We start from the raw sequence: 22,255 nt of genomic DNA, 5'->3' as shown, positions 1-22,255 counted from the left end.
CGAGCTGAGTCTGGTGGCCAACGTCGCCAATGCCTACCTGACCTGGCGCGCCGATCAGGAGTTGCTTGAACTGACGCGCCAGACCCTCGTCGCCGATGAACAGAGCCTGCGCCTGACCACGCGCAACCGTGACGCCGGCAAGTCTTCGGCACTGGAACAGGCGCAGGCCAAGACCAGCGTCGACAGTTCGCGAGCCAATCTGGCGCGCTACAAACGCCAGGTGGCGCAGGATCTCAACAGCCTGACGCTGTTGGTCGGCGCGCCAGTCCCCGAGCAACTGCCGGCGCAACCACTGGCCAGCGATCTGATCCGGCAACTGCCGGCCGGGTTGCCGTCGGATTTGCTGCAACGGCGCCCGGACATTCTCCAGGCCGAGTACCAACTGAAGGCGGCCAACGCCAATATCGGCGCGGCGCGCGCGGCGTTTTTCCCCAGTGTCAGCCTGACCGCCAGTGCCGGCACCTCCAGCCGCGATCTGTCCGGGCTGTTCAGCGCCGGCTCGGGCGCCTGGACGTTCCAGCCGCAAATCAACCTGCCGATTTTCAATGCCGGCAGCCTGCGCGCGAGCCTGGATTATTCGAAATTGCAGAAAGACGTCGCAGTCGCCGAATACGAGAAATCGATTCAGACCGCGTTTCAGGAAGTCGCCAATGGCCTCGCGGCGCGCAGCACTTATCAGCAGCAATTGCAGGCACAACGCGATCTGGTGCGGGCCACTCAGGACTACTACAACCTGGCGCAGCATCGGTATCAGAATGGCGTCGACAGCAGCCTGACGTTTCTCGACGCACAGCGTTCGCTGTTCAGTTCACAGCAGGGGCTGATCACCGATCGGCTTGCGCAACTGGTGGCCGAGGTCAACCTGTACACCGCGCTGGGCGGCGGCTGGCGGGCCGATGAGGCGAATTTTCATTAGCCTCCCGTCACTTTTTCTTACACCTTTTGTCGCCAGATCCTGCGCCACGCGGCGATCCGTGGCCGGCGTCTGCCGTCAGTTTGGTATCATGCGCCGCTTTTACGGTTAACCCCCCCGCCAGTCCTGCCGACTGACGGGCTGCAAAAGGCGGTATTAGATGACGGCTTTGTTGACTCGCCGCAAGGTGCTTGCGGGAATGGGCGTGCTGGGCCTGGGCCTGCTCGCCGGCTGCGACACCCGTGGCCAACTGTCGTACAAGTACGGCAAGGACCTGAGCGACAAGATCCTCGGGCGCACCTTCAAGCTGAAGAACACCGACGGCGAAACCATGACGCTGTCGAGCTTCCGCGGCATGATGCCGATGATCTTCTTCGGCTTCACCCAATGCCCGGCCGTGTGCCCGACCACCCTCGCCCGCGCCGCGCAAATCAAAAAAACTGATGGGCAAGGATGGCGACCGTCTGCAGGTGATCTTCATCACCCTCGACCCGGAACGCGACACGCCGCAGATCCTCGACAGCTACGTCAAAGCCTTCGACCCGAGTTTCGTCGCGCTGTACGGCACCGTCGAGGAAACCAAGGCCACCGCCAAGGAATTCGACGTGTTCTACGAGAAGGTCCCGGCGGGCGACACCTACACGATCTCCCACACGTCCACCAGTTACGTCTACGACTCGCGCGGCCAGTTGCGCCTGGGTCTGTCTGTATCGCTTTCGGCACAAGAGTGCACGGAAGATTTGCTCACCGTTATGGAGGTCTGCTGATGCACCCCGTTTTGAACAACATCAAACGCGCCGTTCTCGCTGTGTCCCTGCTGGGCCTGGCGTTTCAGGCCAGCGCTCAGACCAAGGTCGACGACGCCTGGGTGCGTGCGACCGTGCCGACCCAATCGGCCAGCGGTGCGTTCATGACCGTCACCGCCGACAGCGACAGCAAACTGCTGAGCGTGGCCTCGCCGGTGGCCAAAGATGTACAGATCCACGAAATGACCATGAAGAACGACGTGATGAGCATGGGCCCGGTCAAATCGGTCGACCTGCCGGCCGGCAAAGCGGTCAGCTTCGACCCGAACGGCTACCACGTGATGCTGATGGGCCTGACCGCTCAGCTCAAGGAAGGCGAAAGCGTGCTGCTGACCCTGACCGTGGAAAACGCCAAGGGCGAGAAAGAAACCGTCGAAGTCAAAGCCGAAGTCCGTGCGCTGACGCACATGGAAGGCCACGATCACAGCAAGATGCATTGATCTGACTTGGCGGTAATAAAAAGGGGCGGCCTGATTGATGATCAGGTCGCCCCTTTTTTTATCGCACCTGTCAGCCGCGCTTGCGGGCCAGTGCGTTGCGCACGCTTTCTCTCGACATCCCCGAGCGCGGTGCCGCCGCAGTTTTCTCCACGGGCGCCGCAGCCAACTGCTGCTTGCGCTTCAACACCTGACTCCAGCGATAACCGAGATAACCGGCTGCCACAAAGAATCCCAGCCAACCGGTGATCAGGTTGACCACTGTCCACAGCCCAAGGGTGATCAGTACGGTTTTCCAGGTGAACAGCTTCAGGTTGGCGCCGACAACATCCTCAGGCATCCACCAGCCGCTCACGCAAAAACTCGATGAAACGCTGGGTCTTGGCCGGCAACAAGCGGGTTTCCGTCAGTGCGTATACCGCAATTGAATTGGACTGCCACTGCGGCAACACCCGGCATAACGCGCCGCTGGCCAGATCTTCGGCGGCAATGCCTTCGGCCAACACGGCGATTCCCTGATCAAGCATGGCCAGGCGCCTGAGCATGCCGACACTGTTGAGCTGAAAGCGTCCGGCGATTTCGACTTCAATCGTCTCTCCGGCCGTAGACAGGATCCAGTTGTCCGGCCTTGGCGTGCGCAAACGCAAGCACTCGTGCTTCACCAGATCACTCGGTTGCCGCGGCGTACCAAAACGCTGCAGATACCCCGGTGATGCATACAACCCGCGTCGCAACGTGGTGAGCTTGCGGGCGATCAGATTGGACGTCGCCGGCTCACCCATGCGGATCACGACATCCACCGGCTCGCTGACCAGATCCACCTGGCGTGGCGTAAGGTCGAAATCGAAGCTGATGCCCGGGTAATTCCCGGCAAATTCGGCGATCAGCGGTGCCAGATAAACGTTAGCGAAATCCACCGGCATCGACACGCGCAACAGTCCACTGGGCTGCGCCAGCATTTCACCCAGTTGCTCGTGCGCCAGGCGCGCCTCCTCGACGATCCGCTTGCAGCGGTCAAAGTACAGCTGCCCGGCTTCAGTCAGTTCAAGCTTGCGCGTGGTGCGATGTAGCAAACGCAGGCCAATGGCCTTTTCAAGGCCGCTGATGCGCCGCGATAGAGTCGAATTGGGCATGCCCAGTGCCTCGGCCGCGCGACGAAAGCTGCGCACCTTCACTACCTCCACAAACAGCGCCATATCGTTCAAAAGCTCCACGGAAATTGCTCCATGAGTGGAATAGTCATTTCATCTTTAGCGGATTTATCCCGAAAACGGATTGATCAATGATAGCCACATCAATTACCGAGGAGCAGCAAAATGAGTTCGCTATTCACGGCCGTCCAGATGGGTCGCGTTGTACTTGAGAACCGTCTGGTGATGGCGCCGATGACTCGATCCCGTGCCGATGACGACGGCGTACCCAGTGATCTGGTCGCCACTTATTACACGCAGCGCGCCGGCGCCGGCCTGATCATCAGTGAAGGCGTGTATCCCCAGGGGACGGGTAAAGGCTACGTGCGTACTCCCGGGATCGAGACCGACGAACAGGTCAGCGCCTGGAAACAAGTCACCGACGCGGTGCATGCTCAAGGCGGCCGAATTTTCATGCAATTGATGCACAGCGGACGAATCTCCCATCCGTCGCTGCAACCCCGCGGCGCCCTGCCCCTGGCACCGTCGGCGATCAAACCGGCTGGTCAGACCTGGACCTCGAATGGCCTGCAAGACTTCGTCACGCCGCATGCACTGAGCGTGGTCGAAATTGCCGCAGTGGTTGAAGGCTACCGTCAGGCAGCTCGCCGGGCGATTGAGGCCGGTTTCGATGGTGTTGAAGTGCATGGGGCCTCCGGGTATCTGCCAGAGCAGTTTCTCTCCTCTGGCAGCAACCAGCGCAGTGATGAATATGGCGGCTCGGTGGAAAATCGCGCGCGGTTCCTCCTCGAAGTGCTGGCGGCAGTTGCCACGGAAATTGGCAGTGATCGCGTGGGCTTGAAAATCTCCCCCGAGATGAATTTCAACGACATCATCGATGCCGACCCACAAGCAACGTACACCTATCTGGTCGAGCACCTGCACAGTCTCGACCTTGCTTATCTGCACGTCGCCTTGTTTGGCGCCAAGACCGACTATCACGCGTTGCTGCGGCCACTCTTCGATGGTCGCTACCTGATCGGTGGAGGACTCGATCAAGCCGCCGCCCAGGCGTTGATCGAAAACGCACAAGCGGATGCTGTGGTGTTCGGCAGTGCGTTCCTTGCCAACCCGGATCTGCCCGAGCGTCTGCGTCTCGGTGCCGAACTCAATGCACCGGACAAAGACACGTTCTACACCCCGGGCGCCAAGGCTATATCGACTATCCGACATTGAGCCAAGCGTAAGGAGTCTGCCATGTCCGCCCGCGCCTCCTTGAAGTCCATGCGTCACGGCAGCCATTTCCGTGCCTTTTCTCTGCACGGCGGGCAGCCGGATGTCAGCATCGACCCGTTTCTTGCCGTAGATCATGCGTGGATCAGCGGGCCGACGTTTGCGCCCCACCCACACGCTGGGTTCAGCGCGGTGTCGTATCTGTTTGCCGACTCGCAAACCGCAATCGACAACCGTGATTCGCTGGGCAACCGCAACTTGATTCGACCAGGTGGCCTGCACTGGACAGCCGCCGGCAAAGGCATCGTTCACGAAGAGGTCCCGAACGAAAGCGGCAAGACCGTACACATGCTGCAAATTTTCATCAATTTGCCGCTCGCATTTCAGGAGGCTGCGCCTTTTGCCCTCAGTCTTGCCCCTGAAGACGTGCCGGTCTTGCGTTTGCCGGGGGCCGAAATCCGGTTGCCACTGGGTGCCTTTCTCGACACCCGCTCGCCGCTGGATCTGCCGACCGACGTAAGCCTGCTCGATATCAGCATCAAGCCGAGGCACGAAGTGCGGATTCCCGTTGCCAGCGGCGAGTCGGCGTTCGTCATGCCAATCGACGGCGACATCTGGATCGACGACCAGCGTTTCACCATCGACAACGCGCAGGTACCCGTGAGCCTGGCCATCGGCGAAGCGCACAGCATCACCCTGCGGGCTACAGATGCACCCGCCCACGCCGTGGTGTTTCGTGGTGTGCCATTGCATCAACCGGTGTATTGGCAGGGGCCGCTGGCACTTGCCTCGTCAGACGCGCTGAGCCGGGCGGTTGCGGCCTATCAGCGCGGTGAGTTCGGAACTCTGCAACCCCGTTGAACCGTTCCATCGACCGGGGCGCCGTGCCCCGTAACATCTGCCAGGAGAGATACCATGAGTTACGAGAAATTCAGTGCCAATAATGCTGCCCTGCTGTTGATCGACCATCAGGTGGGCACCATGGGCTGGGTGAAATCCATTCCGTTCGAAGAACTCAAACGCAATGCCCTGATGCTCGCCAGAACCGCAAGCATTCTCAAACTGCCGGTGGTGCTGACGTCGAGTATGGAGGAATACGCTCAGGGTCCATTGCTCAGCGAACTTGAGACGATCCTGCCTGCCGAGTTCGCCGCACGAGTCAAACGCTTGGGCATCGTCAACGCCATGGATGATGAAAACTTTGCCGGCGCCGTCAAGGCGACCGGACGCAAGAAGCTGATTATTGCCGGGGTCACCAACGACGTCTGCACGGTATACCCGGCGTTGAGTCTAGTGCGCGACGGTTATGAAGTGCAGGTGGTTGCCGATGGCGGCGGATCGCCGAGCGTCATGGCCGACGATATCGCCTTGCGCCGCATGGACAAAGGGGGGGTGACCCTGACCACGACCAATCAGTTGATCGCCGAACTGGCCGGCAGTTGGGCAACCCCTGAGGGTGGCCAACTGGTGCAGGTGTTGATGGAAGCCTTGCAGTCCTGATCACTCAACTCCGGCAGCCGCCGCTCGGCGGCTGTTTTTTATGCATCAGCTCCCCGCGCCACCATGCGCCTCTTCAAAGAAGTAATCCTTCCAACTGCCGGCCTTGTTCTTCAGCACGCCCAGTTCCTGCAATTTTTCGGCATAGATAAACGTGCGCTGCGGCACCACCGTGAAGTCGATTTCCGGATCAGTGACGATCTGCTCGACCAGCGCCAGCGGCAGCTTCGACTGTTCGACGCGGATGTACGCCTGGGCGGCGGCGGGTTTGTCAGCCTTGATGATTTTTTCCGCTTCGGCCAACGCGTCGTAGAACGCCTTGTAGGTCCTGGGGTTTTCGTCGTGGAATTTTTCCGTGGTGTAAAGCACGTTGAAGGTGGCCTGACCACCGAGCACGTCGTAGGAACTCAGCACTTTGTGCACGTTGGGGTTTTGCAGCGCCTGATACTGGAACGGCGGACTGGAGAAATGCGCGTTGATTTCCGAACCGCCGGCAATCAGCGCCGCCGTGGCGTCCGGATGCGGCAGGCTGACCGAGATGTCGTCAAATTTCTTGTACTGGTCATTGCCGAATTCCCTGGCCGTTTCGATCTGCAGGGTCCGCGACTGGAAACCCACGCCCGCCGCCGGCACGGCGATACGATCCTTGTCGCTGAAATCCTTCAGGGTCTTGATGTTCGGGTTGTTGGTCAGCAGGTAATTGGGCATCGAGCCGAGCGAGGCAATGGCCTTGACGTTCTGTTTGCCACGGGTGCGATCCCACACGGTGAGCATCGGCGGCACCCCGGCGGAGACCACATCCAGCGCGCCGGTCAGCAGCGCTTCGTTCATCGCAGTGGCGCCGGAGATGCTGTTCCAGTCGACCTTGATCTCCAGCCCCTGCGCCTTGCCGTGTTTTTCGATCAACTGCTGATCACGGACCACATCGAGAATCAGATAACCGATGCCGAATTGCTGGGCGATGCTGATCTTGCCCTCGGCCTGCGCACCGCTGCTGAACAGCAAACTACCTGCCAGGGATGCGGCCAACAGGGTCAGCGCAGAACGTTTGAACGGTGTGGCCATGACAACCTCGCAGCAGGGGTGGATTTGGCTGAAAGGCCAAACTCTATCGCTATAAAAAACAGAAATTAAATACCGTTATCGAATATCCATAGCACGCTCGCATGGGCCGTCATGCGCTGATTTAAACAGCCTGAAACAATAAATCTGCCATCGGTTACACGCTTTGCGTCAGCCGTCAGCGCGCTGACATCAACGCCAGTCACGGTCTCAAGCCCTGCGCCGTGCCTTCGAGAGCGGATCAGCCGGTAGTTTAAAAGGGCGATCAGAAAGCCCACCCTTGGTATCATCGCGCACACTTTTATGACGGTTTGATGGCTGGAAGGTCTGTGTTTGTGAGCGTTCTTTTGCGTTGGTTGCGGCAGCCGCATGCCCGCCTGTTTTCCCTGATTCTGCTGGTACTGATCGTACCGGTGTGCCTGCGCGCGGCGTTGGGCTGGTCATCGCCGCTGGGCTATTTGTCCGACCTGGCGATTGGCAGTTTGCTGGTGATGTTGCTGCATCGCCGGGTGTGGTGGCTGGCGTTGCCGTTGCTGCTGTTCTGGGGGTTGCTGGCGGTGGCGACGGCGGAACTGGTCAGTGCTGTCGGCCGGCTGCCGAATCCTGCCGACCTGCATTACCTGATTGACCCGCAGTTCGTGGAAAACTCCACCGGTGGCGGCTTTGCCCATCCGGCGCTGGCTGTGGCGCTGTTGCTGGCGCTGCTGTTCTGGTTGCTGACGCGGTTCGCCAATCGCGCGCAACCCGCTGCTGCCCTGCCCCGTGCCGTGTGGGCCGCACCGGCGCTGCTGTTCGCTGCGCACTGGGGCGTGCAAAACCAGTGGCCGAGCGAGGAAGATCCGTGGCGCCTGTACAACCTGCCGCATCAGTTGCTCGCCTCGCAAGTCGCCGATCTGCAGTTGCAGGCCGAGGAATGGCTGGACGGTGACGTCGAACCCGCCGCGCCACAGATGGCCGGGCTGACCGATCTGGATCTCAATGGCCACAAATTGCTGGCCGCGCCGGGGCAGGCGCGCAACGTGCTGATCATCGCCCTGGAAGGCATTCCCGGCGCGTACATCCGCGCGAATCGCGAGGCCATCGGCAGCCATTATCAGGAAGACCTGATGCCCAACCTCAGCCGCTGGGCCGAGCGCGGCATGAACACCCCGGATTACGTGCTGCATACGCACCAGACCATTCGCGGCCTGTACGCCATGCTCTGCGGCGATTACGACAAGCTCAACAACGGCACGCCCAAAGGCGTGGAAATGCTTACCCAGCAGGAGCGCAATCAGGCCTGCCTGCCGGCGCAGCTGCGCCAGCACGGCTTCAGCACTCATTACCTGCAAGGCGCCGGTCTGCGTTTCATGGCCAAAGACAAGATCATGCCGCACATCGGTTTCGATGCGACCCACGGTCTGGAATGGTTCTCTAACGCCAACTATCTGGAGTTTCCGTGGGGCAAGGATGACAAGGCGTTCTTTGAAGGCGCGCTGGACTACGTTGGTCAACTGAAGCAGCAGAAGCAACCGTGGATGCTCACCCTGCTGACCGTTGGCACCCACCAGCCCTACTCCGCGCCGGAAGACTATCTGGCGCGCTACGAGACACCGAAGCAGGCCGCTGTCGGTTATCTCGACGATGCGCTGGGGCAGTTCCTCAGCGGCCTCGAACGCCAGGGCGTGCTCAAGGACACGCTGGTGGTGATCACCTCGGACGAATCCCACGGCATCGATGGTGTGCGTCTGGCGTCGTCGTGGGGCTTCAACCTGACGCTGGCACCGGAACATGAGCAACTGCCGCGACTGAATGCCGGGGTGTACGGACATGTCGATCTGAGCGCATCGATCCTCGATTATTTCGACTTGCCAGTGCCGACGGCGCTGAGCGGGCGCTCGCTGTTTCGCGACTACGACAGCGGGCGCGAAATCATGTCCTACACCAACGGCAAACTGCGCTACCACAATGGTCAGGGGATCTTCTCCGAGTGCGACATGCCGCGCCGTTGCCGCTACTACGAAAGCGCCGGGTTCATTGCCGAGCGTGCCACCTTCAAGGGCAATGAAAGCAGCCAGCAGGCCCGGCAGATTGCCGCGCGGGCCATGGCGCTGGACCTGTCGCTGCTGCGCACCCCGCTCAATCAGCGTTACCAGTTCGGCAGCAATAATGTCATCCCGCTGCAGGCGCAGATCAACGATGACTGGGCCGACAACCTGATCGGCGCGCAGTACCTGGAAATGCCCAAGGGCTCGCACACCCGCGTGCGCCTGACCGTGCGCTCGGTGGACCCGCAGCAGGCGGCGTACATTCAGCTCAAGGCCAAGGAGTTCGAACAGGACGTGCAACTGGGCCTGCCGACCGAGATGGTCGCCACGGCGGACCAGCCGCTGGAGATGGATTTCAGCTTCGACAACCCGCAACAGCGCAAGGCCTTCTCGTTCCATTTGCTGGGCTATGGATTGGGCGCGGTCGAGGTCACGGATTTCAGTGTGATCACCGAATTGCCGGGGCAGGAAGATCCGCTGGATGCGCTGCCGGAGGATGACACCGCACAATCAAGCTGATGCCCGAGCAGGCGCTGCCGCAGGCTGCGATCTTTTTGATTTCGTTTTTTCAGGATCAAAAGATTTCAGCCTGCGGCAGCTCCGACAGGGGGGCGAAGGGCTATCAGAACGTCGTGCGCAACCCGACCTGAATGCTGCGACCTTCTGCCGGTGCAATATCGCGCAGGATCGAACTGGCATAGCGCACGGTCTGGTTGGTCAGGTTCTCGGCGTTGACGAAGGCCAGCCATTTGCTCTGGCCGACATCAAAGTGATAACCCACATTGGCGCCCAGCGTGGTGTAGCCGTCGGTGCTGCTTTCGTTGTCTGGCACACGATGCTGCGAGCTGGCGTGTTCGATATCGATCCGCGCCTGCCAGCGATCCAGCTCCCACAGCAAACCACTGTTCAAGCGCAGCGGCGCGATGCGCGGCAGGTCCTGGCCGTTGTCGAGATTCTTGGCGCGGGTGTAATCGCCTGACAGCTCCAAAAGCAAATTTGCCGTAGGCATTTTCGCCAAGCGTCCAGCGATCCTGCGCCTCGATGCCACTGAAACGTGCACGCACACCCGAGTAGGTGTATTCGGCAATCCCGCCAGCATCCTCTTCGCCTTCGTCATTCAGTGTACGGCCCGTGCCGAGCAAGCCGATGTAGTTGGAGAAGTGACTGTAAAACACACCGACACTGCCCTTGTGCGTGCCGTTGTCGAAGCGCAATGCGAGGTCGCTGGACACGGCTTTTTCTTTCGACAGCCCGGCATCGCCGACTTCATAGGTGCCGGTCGCGACGTGGGCGCCGTTGGCGTACAACTCATAGAAGGTCGGCGCGCGTTCGGTGTAGCCCAATGTCGCGGCGACCGACCAGATCGGCGTCAGCGTGTACACCGCGCCGGACGACAGGCTGCCGGCGGTGAAACTGCTGGAGCGGTCGGCATTGGCAAAGCGCTCGTTGCCTTTGGCGTCTGGGTCGACGGTGGTGTGTTCGAGGCGTCCGCCGAGGGTGAACAGCAGGCGCTCAGTGGCTTGCAACTCTTCCAGAATGAACAGTGCGCCAGCGTCAGTATCGGTGTGCGGCACAAAGGCTTCTTCGCCCAGTGCCGAGAATTCGTTGCGGCTGACCTGGGCGCCGATCACCCCGTTGAACGGGCCCAACGGTTGATGCCGAGCCTCGATCCGAGCTTCGTAACCCTTGTTCTTGAAGGTGGTACCGACTTCACCGCCCTCGATTTCCCGGTGCTGGTAATCGGTGTAGCCGGCATCGAGTTTGATCGAGCTGAATGGCCCGTCGAGATTGCGCATTTCCGAGGCGAACGCGTAGTGCTCCTGCTGCATGCGAATGCGCACGTCGTCTTCGGCGGGCGAGCCGTAGTTCGAATCGTAATGGCTGTAGGACAGACCGGCGTAACCGTCATCCCAAGTGTAGGAACTGCCGACGGCGCCGCCATCCTGACGACCGTCGCTGTTGGCGAGCCGATGCTTGCGCGAGTCGCCGTCGTCGTTGGCGCGCGCCGTGCCGGTCTTGGCGTAGCCGGGAATTTTCAGGTCATTGAATTCACGGGCGCTGGCGTCCAGGTGCAAGGCGAACTGACCGTTGCCGGCCTCGAGTTTCCCCGCGCTGCTGCGGGTCGTGTCGGCACCGCCGTAACGCAACTCGCCGGCCCCGTGAATGCCTTCGATGGCTTCAGTGGGGATGCGGTTATCGAAGGTGTTGACCACCCCGCCGATCGCGCTGCCGCCGTACAGCAACGCCGCCGGGCCACGGACGATTTCAATGCGCTCGACGTTGACCGGGTCCAGCGGCACCGCGTGATCGTAGGACAGCGACGAGGCGTCCAGCGCGCCGACGCCGTTACGCAGGATGCGAATGCGGTCACCGTCCTGCCCGCGAATGATCGGCCGACTCGCGCCCGGGCCAAAGTACGACGAGAACACGCCGGGCTGCTTGTTCAGCGTCTCGCCGAGGCTACCCTTCTGCTGCAACGTGAGGTCGTCGCCGCTGAGGACGGTCGAGGGCGATGCCAGGGTCTGGCTGCCCAGCGGATTGCCGGTGATGACTTGCGGTTGCAGTTCGAGCGGCTCGGCGGCGAACACAGGTGAGGCAACAAGCAGTGCGGCGGCCAGAGGAGTCAGGCGTCGTTGAAGGGGTTGGGAACGGGCAGGTATTTCAGAACTTCCATGAGCAGAAAAATGAGATCGCTGCCGGCGTTTGGCGAGTAACGCTGGCAGAAACAGAATGAAATCTTTTTTATGTTATACAATAACATTTCTTTCTGTCATCACGATTCTCGCAATCCGTTTTGCAGCAAGCCCTCAAGCACGGGGATTTCAAGGTCGCATCAGACAATCATCCAACCTGCGCAACAGGCAAAAACGCTGAAAGACTGCGCCTATCAACCTCCAATAGTCGGCCTATTAGCTGGTTGCCCAAGTCGGGTCTAGCCTTACTAGTCCGAAGTCGGCATGAGCCGGCCGCACAAGACCTGATAAGGATCCGAACATGGCAAATGAATCGAAATGCCCGTTCAACCACGCTGCCGGTGGTGGTACGACGAACCGTGACTGGTGGCCGAATCAACTGAACCTGAAGATCCTCAGCCAGCACTCGCCCAAGTCCGATCCGCTGGGCAAGGACTTCAACTACGCCGAAGCCTTCAAGAGCCTGGACTTCCAGGCCCTGAAACAAGACCTGCGCGCGCTGATGACCGACTCGCAGGACTGGTGGCCAGCCGACTTCGGCCACTACGGCCCGCTGTTCATCCGCATGGCCTGGCACAGTGCCGGCACCTATCGCACCGCCGACGGGCGCGGGGGCGCCGGCTCCGGCCAGCAGCGTTTCGCCCCGCCTCAACAGCTGGCCGGACAACGTCAGCCTCGACAAGGCCCGGCGCCTGCTGTGGCCGATCAAACAGAAATACGGTCGCAATATTTCCTGGGCCGACCTGATCGTGCTCACCGGCAACGTCGCACTGGAATCCATGGGCTTCAAGACCTTCGGTTTCTCCGGCGGCCGTCCCGATGTCTGGGAGCCGGATGAAGACGTGTACTGGGGTTCGGAACGCGAATGGCTCGGTGGCGACAGCCGTTACGGCAAAGACAAGTCAGCCATGCAGGAACCCGGGGACGGCACACTGGTGGCCGAACCCGATCTGCATGGCAAAGAGGAAAGCCGCACCGATCAGGGCGAACGCAACCTGGAAAACCCGCTGGCCGCCGTGCAGATGGGCCTGATCTACGTCAACCCGGAAGGTCCGGAAGGCAATCCCGATCCGGTCGCCTCGGGTCGCGATATCCGCGAAACCTTTGGCCGCATGGCCATGAACGACGAAGAAACCGTGGCCCTGATCGCCGGCGGTCACGCCTTCGGCAAAACCCACGGCGCCGGCCCGGCCGACAATGTCGGGCCTGAGCCGGAAGCGGCCGGACTGGAAGAACAAGGCCTCGGTTGGCGCAACGCATTCGGCACCGGCAAAGGCGCCGACACCATCACCAGCGGCCTCGAAGTCACCTGGACCACCACTCCGACCCAGTGGAGCAACAACTACCTGGAAAACCTGTTCGGTTTCGAGTGGGAACTGTTCAAGAGTCCGGCCGGTGCGCACCAGTGGAAACCGAAAAATGGCGCCGGGGCGGGTACCGTTCCCCATGCGCACGATCCGAGCAAAAAGCTCTCGCCGACCATGCTCACTTCAGACCTGGCGCTGCGCTTCGACCCGATCTACGAGCCGATCGCCCCGACGCTTCCTGGCCAACCCGGACCAACTGGCGGACGCCTTCGCCCGCGCCTGGTACAAGCTGATCCACCGTGACATGGGCCCACTGTCGCGCTACCTCGGCCCGGAACTGCCGAACGAGGAACTGCTGTGGCAAGACCCGATTCCTGAGGCCACGCACCCGCTGATCGACAGCAACGACGCGGCGGCGCTGAAAAGCAAAGTGCTGGCGTCCGGGCTGTCGGTGTCGCAACTGGTGTCCACCGCATGGGCCGCCGCATCAACCTTCCGTGGTTCCGACAAGCGTGGCGGCGCCAACGGTGGCCGTCTGCGTCTGGCCCCACAGAAATTCTGGCAGGCCAATCAGCCGGAGCAACTGGACAAGGTGCTGAAAACCCTTGAGGGCATTCAGAACGAGTTCAACGCCGGATCATCCGGCAAGAAAGTCTCGCTGGCGGATCTGATCGTGCTGGCAGGTAACGCCGGGGTCGAACAAGCGGCGAAAAACGCCGGGCACTCGGTGTCGGTGCCGTTCAATCCAGGTCGAACCGATGCGACTCAGGAGCAAACCGATGTCGAGTCGTTTGGTTTCCTCGAACCGATTGCCGATGGTTTCCGTAACTACAGCAAAGGCAAATACACCGTTTCCGCCGAAGCCCTGCTCATCGACAAGGCGCAACTGCTCACCCTCTCCGCCCCGGAAATGACCGTACTGGTCGGCGGTCTGCGGGTACTGGGGGCCAACGTCGGGCAAAGTCGGCATGGTGTGTTCACCTCGCGCGCTGAAACGCTGAGCAATGACTTCTTCACCAACCTGCTGGACATGGGCGTGGAGTGGAAGCCGACCTCACCGGCAGCAGACGAGTTCGAAGGACGCGACCGCAAGACCGGCAGCGTGAAGTGGACGGCGACGCGGGTGGATCTGGTGTTTGGTTCCAACGCGATTTTGCGCGCGCTGGCCGAGGTGTATGCGAGTGCTGACGCGAAGGAGCAGTTCGTGAAGGACTTCGTGGCGGCATGGGCCAAGGTGATGGAGCTGGATCGGTTTGACCTGAAGTAACGCAATAAACTGTAGGAGCTGCGGCACGCTGCGATCTTTTGATCTTGATTTAAAAAAACCAGAATCAAAAGATCGCAGCCTCGTTTCACTCGACAGCTCCTACAGGGTTTTTGTGTTCGCCTGAAATATTGATCAGGCGAGCGTTACGCCAGGCTTTTGCTCACCACTTCGTACACATCGCTCGACAACTGCCCAGAAGCCAGAATCCGCTCCAGCTCAGCCTTCATCAAGGCCTGACGGGCGCTGTCGTATTTGCGCCAGCGGGTCAGTGGCGCCAGTTGCCGCGAGGCGATCTGCGGGTTGAAGCCGTTCAATTCGATCACCAGATCCGCGAGGAAGCGGTAGCCCGAACCGTCGGCGGCGTGGAAGTTGATCAGGTTCTGCCCGGCAAACGCACCGACCAGCGCACGTACCTTGTTCGGGTTCTTGATGTTGAACGCCGGGTGCTGCATCAACGCCTTCACCCGCGCCAGACCGCCCGGCAATGTGCTGCCGGCCTGCACACTGAACCACTGATCCATGACCAGCGGGTTGTCCTTGAAGTGCTCGGCGAAAGTTGCCAGCGCTTTGGCCTTTTGTTCTTCGAACGGCGAGTTGACCAGCACCGCCAACGCGGTGAGGCGCTCGGTCATGTTGTCGCTGTTTTCGAACTGTTCCTGTGTAGCGGCCAACACTTCCGGCTTGCCGCTGAGCATCAGGTACGACAGCGCAATATTCTGCAGCGCGCGACGGGCAAAGTGCTCGGCCTCGGCCACGTATGGCGTCTGCTTCGACAAATCGCGGTTGGCCTGATAACGCAGCCACAGCGCTTCGAACAGGTTGTCCGCCAGTTGCTTGCGGGCAAACTCGCGAGCGGCGTGGATCGCCTCGACCTCCGCCACTTCGCTGATTTCGGTCAGATACGCTTCGCTCGGCAGCGAAAGCATTTCAGCGACCATGGCCTGATCCAGCGACTCGTCGGACAGCACGGTTTTCAGCGCCGAGATCAGACGTGGATCAAGCACCAGGCTTTCGCCCTTCTGCTGCTGGGTGATCAATTCCTGCAGCACTTGCACCGACAGTTGCTGACCGGCATCCCAGCGGTTGAAGCCATCGCTGTCGTGCTGCATCAGGAACATCAACTGGTCGCGGTTGTACGGGAAGCTCAGTTTGACCGGCGCCGAGAAACCACGCAGCAACGATGGCAGCGGGTGTTCAGCGATGTCGACGAAGGTGAACGTCTGCTCGGCTTCAGTCACCGAGATCACACGGCTGGTACCTTGCGCTGCCGCTTCACCGGCCAGACGCAGGACAATCTCGTTGCCCTTGCTGTCGAGCAGACCGAGTTCGACCGGGATCACGAACGGCAGTTTTTCCACTTTGTCCGGCGTTTCCGGGCAGCTCTGACGGAAGGTCAGGCTGTAGGTTTTCGCCGCAGCGTCGTAGGACTCGCTGACCGCCAGACGCGGCGTGCCAGCCTGGCTGTACCAGCGCTTGAACTGGGTCAGGTCGACACCGTTGGCGTCTTCCATGGCCTTGACGAAATCGTCGCAGGTCACGGCCTGACCGTCGTGGCGTTCGAAGTACAGGTCACTGCCCTTGCGGAAGCCTTCGGCGCCCAGCAGGGTGTGGATCATGCCGACCACTTCCGAGCCCTTTTCGTACACGGTCAGGGTGTAGAAGTTGGAGATCTCGATGAAGCTGTCCGGACGCACCGCATGGGCCATGGGACCGGCATCTTCGGCGAACTGGTGGGTACGCAGGTACGCCACGTCCTGAATGCGCTTGACCGTGGCCGAGTTCATGTCCGAAGAGAAACCGGCGTCGCGGAACACGGTGAAGCCTTCCTTGAGCGACAGCTGGAACCAGTCGCGGCAGGTCACGCGGTTGCCCGACCAGTTGTGGAAATATTCGTGGGCGACGATCGCCTCGACCCGCTGGTGCGCGGCGTCGGTGGCGGTTTCGGCGCGGGCCAGCACGGCGCTGGAGTTGAAGATGTTGAGGCCCTTGTTCTCCATCGCGCCCATGTTGAAGTCGTTGACGGCGACGATCATGAAGATGTCCAGGTCGTACTCGCGACCGTAGACCTGTTCATCCCAGCGCATCGACTTCTTCAGGCTGTTCATTGCGTGCTGGCACTTGTCGATGTTTTCCGGCTCGACGTAAATGCGCAGTGCAACATTGCGATTGGTCATGGTGGTAAAGGTGTCTTCGACACACCACAAATCACCGGCCACCAGCGCGAACAGGTACGCCGGCTTCATGAACGGATCTTCCCAGGTCGCCCAGTGCCGGCCGTCTTCGCCCGGCCCGGAGGCGATCGGGTTGCCGTTGGACAGCAGCACCGGATAGCTGTGCTGCTCGGCGACCACCGTGGTGGTGAACTTGCTCATCACGTCCGGGCGGTCGAGGTAATAAGTGATCTTGCGGAAGCCTTCGGCCTCGCACTGGGTGCAGAACATCGTGCCGGACTTGTACAGGCCTTCCAGCGCGGTGTTGGTTTCCGGGTGGATTCTGACGCTGGTGTCGACCGTGAAGCTGGCGCTGGCCGGCTGCAGGGTCAGGGTGTTCTCAGTCAGCTGATAATCGCCGGCGCCCAGTTCCTGGTCGGCCAGGGTCACCGACAGCAGTTCCAGCTGCTGGCCGTCGAGTACCAGTGGCGGCAGGCCCGGGCCACGCTCCGGGTTGCGGCGCATCACCAGTTGCGCGTGGACCAGGCTGTGGTCCTCGAACAGCTCGAAGGTCAGGTGCGTCTCGTCGATCAGGTACTCGGGCGCCTGATAGTCCTTCAGGTAAATCATCTTCGGTTGTTCGGTGCGCATGCTGGAATCCTTATTGATGCACGGCGAGTTGATAGGCCGTGTATTTACGAACGTTGATCACGCCGGTGTCGAAAATCAGGTACTGACCCTTGATCCCCAGCAGCGTGCCTTCGGCAATCGGGTTCTTGTCCAGGTTGAAGCTGACGATTTTGGCCGGGTATTGCTCGACCGGATAGCGGATTTCGAGCGGTTCTACATCGGCAATCGTCTGAATTGCCTGTAGGCCGAATCGCTGTTGCAGACCTTGCAAGCCTTCGGCGCAGCTTTCAAACAGTTGATCGCGCACTTGCGCCAGGTCCACCGCCGCCGCATCGCCCTTGAGCAAGGCGCGCCAGTTGGTCTTGTCGGCCACCTGACTGCGGAACAGGTCTTCGACGAAGCCCGACTGCTGACGTGTGGCGACGCGCATGATCGGCAGCGCCTGACTCGCGCCCTGATCCAGCCAGCGGGTCGGCAACTGGGTAGCACGAGTGATGCCAACCTTGATCCCCGACGAGTTGGCCAGATAGACCACGTGATCGGTCATGCAGAACTTCTGACCCCACTCCGGCTCACGGCAGGTGCCGGCCTCGAAGTGGCAGCGCTCCGGGCTCATGATGCAGAGGTCGCACTGGGCCAGTTTGGTCATGCACGGGTAGCAGTAACCCTGGCTGAAACTGGTTTTGGTCTTGCGCCCGCAATGGGTGCAATGAATCGCCCCCAGGTACTCCAGACGCACCGTAGTGCCGATCATGGGGTTGACCGGCACCTCGACGTCATCGAGACGAAACGCGTATTGCACGTTCGGCCCGTCCAGGCGCGCCGACATTTTGCTGATTGCACCGCGGCCAATCTCGATCAATGGATGGCATCCGACTTGAACAGGATGTTCGGCACTTCGATCGACTTCGACGCACATTCCTGCGGGCCCATGTAACCGGTACGCTGGTCTTCAGGCAGGTTCTGGATTTCCCAGGCGATCATCGCCTGCAGCGACAGCTCGCGCTGTTCGGCGGTGAGTTTGCCACCATCGGACCACTTGCCGATTTCCACGGCCAGTTTCAGGCTCTCGTAGATGTCCGGGGTGATGTTGTTGATCATGTCGTTAAAAGAGGACATCTGGGTCTCCGTGCTCTTTATTCACTGAAAATGTTAGGCGGCCAGTTTACGGCGGTTATACAAACCGCCCAACAAACCGGTGAAGCATCCGATGAGTAACCCGCTGACGTGCGCGGCGTTGGCGATCTGACCGAAACCGATCATCGAAACCAGCCCGGACATGCAGATCACCAGCCACACCAGCATCATCACCAGCACCCCACGCGGCAGGCGATACGCCGGGTTCGGCGCCAGCAACTGGAAAATCCAGCAGTGGCCAAGCAGTCCGTAAAGCACGCCGGACAAGCCGCCGAACAGGCTCGGGCCGCTCCAGGCAAACTGCGCGTAGTTCGACACCAGGCTGAACAGCAGGGTCAGCCCGAGCAGATTGATGCTGCCCTGACGTGACTCGATGCGCCGCCCCAGCTCCCAGTACCACATGCCGTTCATGGCCAGGTGCAGGATGCCGAAATGCAGCAGCATCGGCGTGAACAGGCGCCACCACTGCCCCGCCGCCAGGCTGTCGGCCAGCGGCGTGAACTGGATGTACTCGCCGACCACGCGAAAATCGAGGAAAGTCAGCCAGCGGATCGTTTCGAGGTTGTCGCCCAGATAGGTCAGGCCACCGACCAGCAGGCTCAGCAGCAGGATCAACCCGGTGGCCTTGGCGTGTTTGAGTTGTTCGGCGAAGCTCGGGCGCTTGAAGGTTGGCGCCAGCGGGATGTCCAGTTGCTGATCGGGATCGCCGGCCGGAAAGCGCTCGTACAGCGAACGTACGTCTTCGCTGATTTCCGCTGGCGCCCACAGCACCTGCTCGCCCGCCTCTTCACTGACCCGATGCGGCACCTGCATCCGTTGCAGCAGCTTGACGAAACCACTCAAATCCACCGCCAGTGGCAGACGCAATACCGCTACCGCACTCATTGCAGCACCTCCGGCCGCTCGACATCGACCCAGACAAATTTATGCGGATCCAGGCGTGTTTCCTGATCCAGACGATAGGCCACCAGTTTGCCGTAGAGCACCGCGCTGTAATCGAGACACGCGAGATTCGGGCGGATCGGCGCCGGTTTGCCGCTGCGCCAGTAATGGCCGACGAACAACAACGGCTCGTCGATGCCGTAGCGCAGCAGGTTGTTTTTTTTCACTGGAGGTCAGCGGCTTCTGCGCCACCGGCTCAGGCAGTGCATCCGGCTGGAAGACAATGTCGCCGTAGGTTTTCGGATCGTCTTCCCAGAACTTGGTACGGAAGAACGAACGCACCAGACCGTCGCCGCTGGTCATGGTCAGACCATCCGGCAGGCGCATGTCGGTGCCGCGCAGCAAGCGGTCGAACACGGTGCAGGCGAAGCTGCCGGGCACGGCCGAGGCCTGGAGAAAGTGCTCGTCGATACGCGCATCGGGGAACAGACCGCGCAACGGTTCGATCAGGCTGGCATCCCAACAGGCGTGCACCACGCGGAATCGTCCGGCATCGACCACCAGCGGCAGTTCGTAGAACCAGTTGAGGAAGTCATGCCAGTCGCCCGGATGGTCTTCGAACTGGGTCAGGGTTTCGTGCAGCAGGCGTGCATGACGCGGCGTGTGTTCGCGCACGAACTGCTTGCCGCTGCCCGGCAGCGCCGGCGTGCTCCAGCCCAGTGCGTTGAATTCGTGATTGCCCATGATGCACAGCGCCTGCCCGGCCTCGACCATGTCGTGGACGATGTGCAGGGCTTCGCGGATCCGCGGGCCACGGTCGATGATGTCGCCGACGAACACGGCCATGCGCGATGGGTGCCGCCAGACCCCGCCCTGCTTGTGATAACCGAGGCGGTCAAGCAAGTGTTCGAGGGTCAGGGCGCATCCGTGCACGTCACCAATCAAGTCATAACTGCGCGCGGGATCGAGCATCAGTCGCCTCCACCACCCAGCTTGCTGCCCCAGCCGAGTTTGGTCCGGCAGACTTCGTAGTAATTGTGGTCGAGCGGATGAATCAGCCGCAGCTTCTGGGCTTTCTTGCTGACGGTGATGGTATCGCCCGGCGCGCAAGTGAAGTGGTTCTGCCCGTCGCAGGAAACCTGCGGGTAGATCTGCATGTTTTTCGACACGACGATTTTCAGCTCACTGTTGCCATCGACCACAATTGGCCGGCTCGACAACATATGGGGGTACATCGGCACGATCACAATGGCGTCGAGCTTCGGATGCATGATCGGGCCACCCGCCGACAACGCGTAAGCGGTGGAACCGGTCGGGGTGGCGACGATCAGGCCGTCGGCCTTCTGGCTGCAGACGAACTGGCCGTCGATGTACAGCTCGAACTCGATCATCCGCGTCGATTTGCCCGGGTGCAGCACCACATCGTTCAGCGCATCGCCCTGGCCGATGGCCTCGGCGTGGCGGCGGACTTCGGCTTGCAGCAGGAAACGGTTTTCCACCAGATAGTGGCCGTCGAGCACCTTGGCCACTTCGACTTCCAGCTCATCGGGGCGAATATCCGTCAGAAAGCCGAGGCTGCCACGGTTGATCCCCAGCACTGGAATATTGTGCTTGGCCAATGCGCGTGCAGCTCCGAGCAAACTGCCGTCACCGCCGACGACGATGACCATGTCGCAGACTTCGCCGAGCATCTTGCGCGACGAGGTTTGCAGGCCGTGGCCCGGCAGGACTTCGGCGATGGTGTCTTCGAGAATCACGTGCAGGTGACGATCGAGCAGAAAGCGTTTCAGTCGGCGGACGGTATCCAGCACCTGGGAACTGCCCAGGCGACCGATGATGCCGATATTACGAAATTGCTCCATGGGACCTCTGCGGACAATCGAAAACGCGAAAAGCACGATTATGGGCGAAAGCCCGCCATAGACAAAATCCTTTCAGCCTCAAGGGTGCGCGCGTGTTTCAGGCTATGCTCGCAAGATGATCCTGTTTCCCGACCTGCTCCCGTTGCCCCATCAATTACGCCATCCCGAAGTGCGGGATCTGGCGTGGGTGATTCTCGCCCCGCCGATGCTCGCTGCGACGCCTTGGCCGCAACGCCATCCGCTGGCCGGCAGCGACTGGGTCAGCGATCCCGCGCGCCTGGAGCAGTGGCTGCGGCAACTGGACCGGGACAGTTATGGCTTGCTGCATTGGCTGTCGCAGGCGCGCACCCGGCGACTGGGCCTTTATTACGAACGGTTGTGGCAGTTTGCCGTGGAGCATGCGCCGGGCATCGAACTGATCGCCGCCAACCTGCCGATCCGCCGCGAAGGCCACACCCTCGGTGAACTGGACATGCTGCTGCGCGACCGCGACGGCGTGCATCACCTGGAGCTGGCAATCAAGTTGTACCTGGGGCCGCAGCACGGTGACGGCCACGACCCGGCGCAATGGCTGGGGCCGGGTTGTCATGATCGACTGGACCGCAAACTGGCGCATCTGGCCGAACACCAGCTGCCGATCTCGGCGCGCCCGGAAAGCCGTGCGGCACTGGCCACGCTGGATATCGAAAGTATTCAGTGCGCAGTTGTGGCTGGGCGGCTACCTGTTGTACCCGTGGCCCGGTCACGCCGAGCCGCCGAAAGGGGCGCATCCGCAGCATCTGCGCGGCAGTTGGTTGCATCAGAAGGACTGGCCGGCGTTCGTCGCCCAGCGCCCGGCCGGACGCTGGCAACCGCTGCCCCCGCCATGCGTGGCTGGCGCCGGCGCACTACCCGGCGGATCAGACCTGGAGCGCTGAACACCTGCAGAGGTGGCTGGACACCCTGGAACCGATGGCTCCGGCGCAACTGATGGTGCGCCTGACCGAGAATGCCCGGGGTGAATGGGAAGAGGCGGAGCGGTTGTTTCTGGTGGCGGATCTCTGGCCGAATGTGCCGGGCCAGGCTTGAGATTTTGCGGCGTTTGCACCGGCCCCATCGCTGGCAAGCCAGCTCCCACAGGGATCTTCTGTGTGCTCACTTTCTGAGCTGCACCACAAAACCTGTGGGAGCCGGCTTGCCATGGATCTACTGTGTGCTCACTTTCTGAGCCGCATCACAAAAC

15 protein-coding genes and 6 pseudogenes are annotated in these 22,255 nt (G+C 61.1%); 10 read left to right on the top strand and 11 right to left on the bottom strand.

The window, feature by feature from the left end:
• From HT737_RS27210 to HT737_RS27200, 3 genes and pseudogenes are all read left to right on the top strand, one after another.
• A partial coding sequence (locus HT737_RS27210) for an efflux transporter outer membrane subunit (protein ID WP_182404370.1) occupies window positions 1-916 on the top strand: 916 nt, incomplete at its 5' end.
• 157 nt (window positions 917-1,073) lie between these two features.
• Window positions 1,074-1,680 (top strand): annotated as a pseudogene (locus HT737_RS27205) (SCO family protein).
• A complete protein-coding gene (locus HT737_RS27200; protein WP_182404369.1) occupies window positions 1,680-2,159 on the top strand; it encodes a copper chaperone PCu(A)C in 480 nt (159 codons plus the stop codon). The pseudogene HT737_RS27205 and the gene HT737_RS27200 overlap by 1 nt, the downstream one beginning before the upstream one ends.
• A 70-nt stretch (window positions 2,160-2,229) precedes the next feature.
• Here HT737_RS27200 and HT737_RS27195 read toward each other — a convergent pair whose 3' ends face one another.
• Window positions 2,230-2,511, bottom strand: a complete 282-nt coding sequence (locus HT737_RS27195) for a hypothetical protein (protein WP_182404368.1) — start codon at window positions 2,509-2,511, stop codon at window positions 2,230-2,232.
• Window positions 2,489-3,370, bottom strand: a complete 882-nt coding sequence (locus HT737_RS27190; RefSeq protein ID WP_047293740.1) for a LysR family transcriptional regulator — start codon at window positions 3,368-3,370, stop codon at window positions 2,489-2,491. The genes HT737_RS27195 and HT737_RS27190 overlap by 23 nt, the downstream gene beginning before the upstream one ends.
• 102 nt (window positions 3,371-3,472) lie before the next feature.
• On the opposite strand from HT737_RS27190, the pseudogene HT737_RS27185 reads away from it, so the two are divergent.
• The 3 genes and pseudogenes from HT737_RS27185 (at window position 3,473) to HT737_RS27175 (ending at window position 6,019) form a co-directional block, all read left to right on the top strand.
• Window positions 3,473-4,533: pseudogene (locus tag HT737_RS27185) on the top strand (alkene reductase).
• Window positions 4,534-4,543: 10 nt separating this feature from the next.
• Window positions 4,544-5,380 carry a pirin family protein gene (locus HT737_RS27180; RefSeq protein WP_182404367.1) on the top strand — a complete coding sequence of 279 codons (837 nt, stop codon included), beginning with the start codon at window positions 4,544-4,546 and terminating at the stop codon, window positions 5,378-5,380.
• A 54-nt stretch (window positions 5,381-5,434) separates the two neighbouring features.
• A complete protein-coding gene (locus HT737_RS27175; RefSeq protein ID WP_041067227.1) occupies window positions 5,435-6,019 on the top strand; it encodes an isochorismatase family protein in 585 nt (194 codons plus the stop codon).
• Window positions 6,020-6,064: 45 nt separating this feature from the next.
• Here the strand turns inward: HT737_RS27175 and HT737_RS27170 are convergent, their stop codons facing one another.
• Window positions 6,065-7,081 (bottom strand): ABC transporter substrate-binding protein, encoded by a 1,017-nt coding sequence (locus tag HT737_RS27170; RefSeq protein WP_182404366.1) that lies wholly within the window; start codon window positions 7,079-7,081, stop codon window positions 6,065-6,067.
• A gap of 65 nt (window positions 7,082-7,146) precedes the next feature.
• Window positions 7,147-7,356, bottom strand: a complete 210-nt coding sequence (locus HT737_RS27165) for a hypothetical protein (RefSeq protein WP_182404365.1) — start codon at window positions 7,354-7,356, stop codon at window positions 7,147-7,149.
• Between the two features lie 36 nt (window positions 7,357-7,392).
• Here HT737_RS27165 and HT737_RS27160 point away from each other — a divergent pair, with 36 nt between their 5' ends.
• Together HT737_RS27160 and HT737_RS32010 are read left to right on the top strand one after the other, a co-directional pair.
• On the top strand, window positions 7,393-9,624 hold the full coding sequence (locus tag HT737_RS27160; RefSeq protein ID WP_182404364.1) for an LTA synthase family protein: 2,232 nt from the start codon (window positions 7,393-7,395) through the stop codon (window positions 9,622-9,624).
• Complete coding sequence (locus tag HT737_RS32010) at window positions 9,624-9,755, top strand: hypothetical protein (protein ID WP_306287276.1); 132 nt, start codon at window positions 9,624-9,626, stop codon at window positions 9,753-9,755. The genes HT737_RS27160 and HT737_RS32010 overlap by 1 nt, the downstream gene beginning before the upstream one ends.
• Here HT737_RS32010 and HT737_RS27155 read toward each other — a convergent pair.
• Window positions 9,728-11,765, bottom strand: a pseudogene (locus HT737_RS27155) (TonB-dependent receptor). The gene HT737_RS32010 and the pseudogene HT737_RS27155 sit on opposite strands and share 28 nt — an antisense overlap.
• A 334-nt stretch (window positions 11,766-12,099) precedes the next feature.
• Here HT737_RS27155 and katG point away from each other — a divergent pair.
• A pseudogene (gene katG, locus HT737_RS27150) lies at window positions 12,100-14,372 on the top strand (catalase/peroxidase HPI).
• A gap of 143 nt (window positions 14,373-14,515) precedes the next feature.
• Here katG and pepN read toward each other — a convergent pair.
• From pepN to HT737_RS27120, 6 genes and pseudogenes are all read right to left on the bottom strand, one after another.
• Window positions 14,516-17,173, bottom strand: coding sequence for an aminopeptidase N (gene pepN, locus HT737_RS27145; RefSeq protein WP_182404363.1), 2,658 nt, complete (start codon window positions 17,171-17,173; stop codon window positions 14,516-14,518).
• A gap of 10 nt (window positions 17,174-17,183) precedes the next feature.
• Window positions 17,184-18,014: a DUF2797 domain-containing protein gene (locus tag HT737_RS27140; RefSeq protein ID WP_047293724.1), complete on the bottom strand. Its 831-nt coding sequence runs from the start codon at window positions 18,012-18,014 to the stop codon at window positions 17,184-17,186.
• A complete protein-coding gene (locus HT737_RS27135; protein WP_007919229.1) occupies window positions 18,011-18,271 on the bottom strand; it encodes a YeaC family protein in 261 nt (86 codons plus the stop codon). The genes HT737_RS27140 and HT737_RS27135 overlap by 4 nt, the downstream gene beginning before the upstream one ends.
• Before the next feature lie 33 nt (window positions 18,272-18,304).
• Window positions 18,305-19,174, bottom strand: a complete 870-nt coding sequence (locus tag HT737_RS27130) for a rhomboid family intramembrane serine protease (RefSeq protein WP_041067247.1) — start codon at window positions 19,172-19,174, stop codon at window positions 18,305-18,307.
• Window positions 19,171-20,146 (bottom strand): annotated as a pseudogene (locus HT737_RS27125) (metallophosphoesterase). Before HT737_RS27125 ends, HT737_RS27130 begins: the two are co-directional and overlap by 4 nt.
• Window positions 20,143-21,033: an NAD(+) kinase gene (locus HT737_RS27120; protein ID WP_003224174.1), complete on the bottom strand. Its 891-nt coding sequence runs from the start codon at window positions 21,031-21,033 to the stop codon at window positions 20,143-20,145. The pseudogene HT737_RS27125 and the gene HT737_RS27120 overlap by 4 nt, the downstream one beginning before the upstream one ends.
• Window positions 21,034-21,148: 115 nt before the next feature.
• On the opposite strand from HT737_RS27120, the pseudogene HT737_RS27115 reads away from it, so the two are divergent.
• Window positions 21,149-22,101: pseudogene (locus tag HT737_RS27115) on the top strand (DUF1853 family protein).
• The last annotated feature ends 154 nt before the right edge of the window (window positions 22,102-22,255 follow it).

This window comes from Pseudomonas sp. MD195_PC81_125 (assembly GCF_014060985.1).
Classification (GTDB): domain Bacteria; phylum Pseudomonadota; class Gammaproteobacteria; order Pseudomonadales; family Pseudomonadaceae; genus Aquipseudomonas; species Aquipseudomonas parakoreensis.
The sequence above is the reverse complement of the archived record's forward strand: the minus strand, read 5'-3'. Positions and strand labels throughout refer to the sequence as shown.

Coding starts and splice junctions, on each gene's coding strand:
- HT737_RS27180 (WP_182404367.1), top strand. CDS start 4,544: ATGTCCGCCCGCGCCTCCTTGAAGTCCATGCGTCACGGCAGCCATTTC.
- HT737_RS27200 (WP_182404369.1), top strand. CDS start 1,680: ATGCACCCCGTTTTGAACAACATCAAACGCGCCGTTCTCGCTGTGTCC.
- HT737_RS27175 (WP_041067227.1), top strand. CDS start 5,435: ATGAGTTACGAGAAATTCAGTGCCAATAATGCTGCCCTGCTGTTGATC.
- HT737_RS27135 (WP_007919229.1), bottom strand. CDS start 18,271: ATGTCCTCTTTTAACGACATGATCAACAACATCACCCCGGACATCTAC.
- HT737_RS27130 (WP_041067247.1), bottom strand. CDS start 19,174: ATGAGTGCGGTAGCGGTATTGCGTCTGCCACTGGCGGTGGATTTGAGT.
- HT737_RS27120 (WP_003224174.1), bottom strand. CDS start 21,033: ATGGAGCAATTTCGTAATATCGGCATCATCGGTCGCCTGGGCAGTTCC.
- HT737_RS27160 (WP_182404364.1), top strand. CDS start 7,393: ATGGCTGGAAGGTCTGTGTTTGTGAGCGTTCTTTTGCGTTGGTTGCGG.
- pepN (WP_182404363.1), bottom strand. CDS start 17,173: ATGCGCACCGAACAACCGAAGATGATTTACCTGAAGGACTATCAGGCG.
- HT737_RS32010 (WP_306287276.1), top strand. CDS start 9,624: ATGCCCGAGCAGGCGCTGCCGCAGGCTGCGATCTTTTTGATTTCGTTT.
- HT737_RS27170 (WP_182404366.1), bottom strand. CDS start 7,081: ATGGCCACACCGTTCAAACGTTCTGCGCTGACCCTGTTGGCCGCATCC.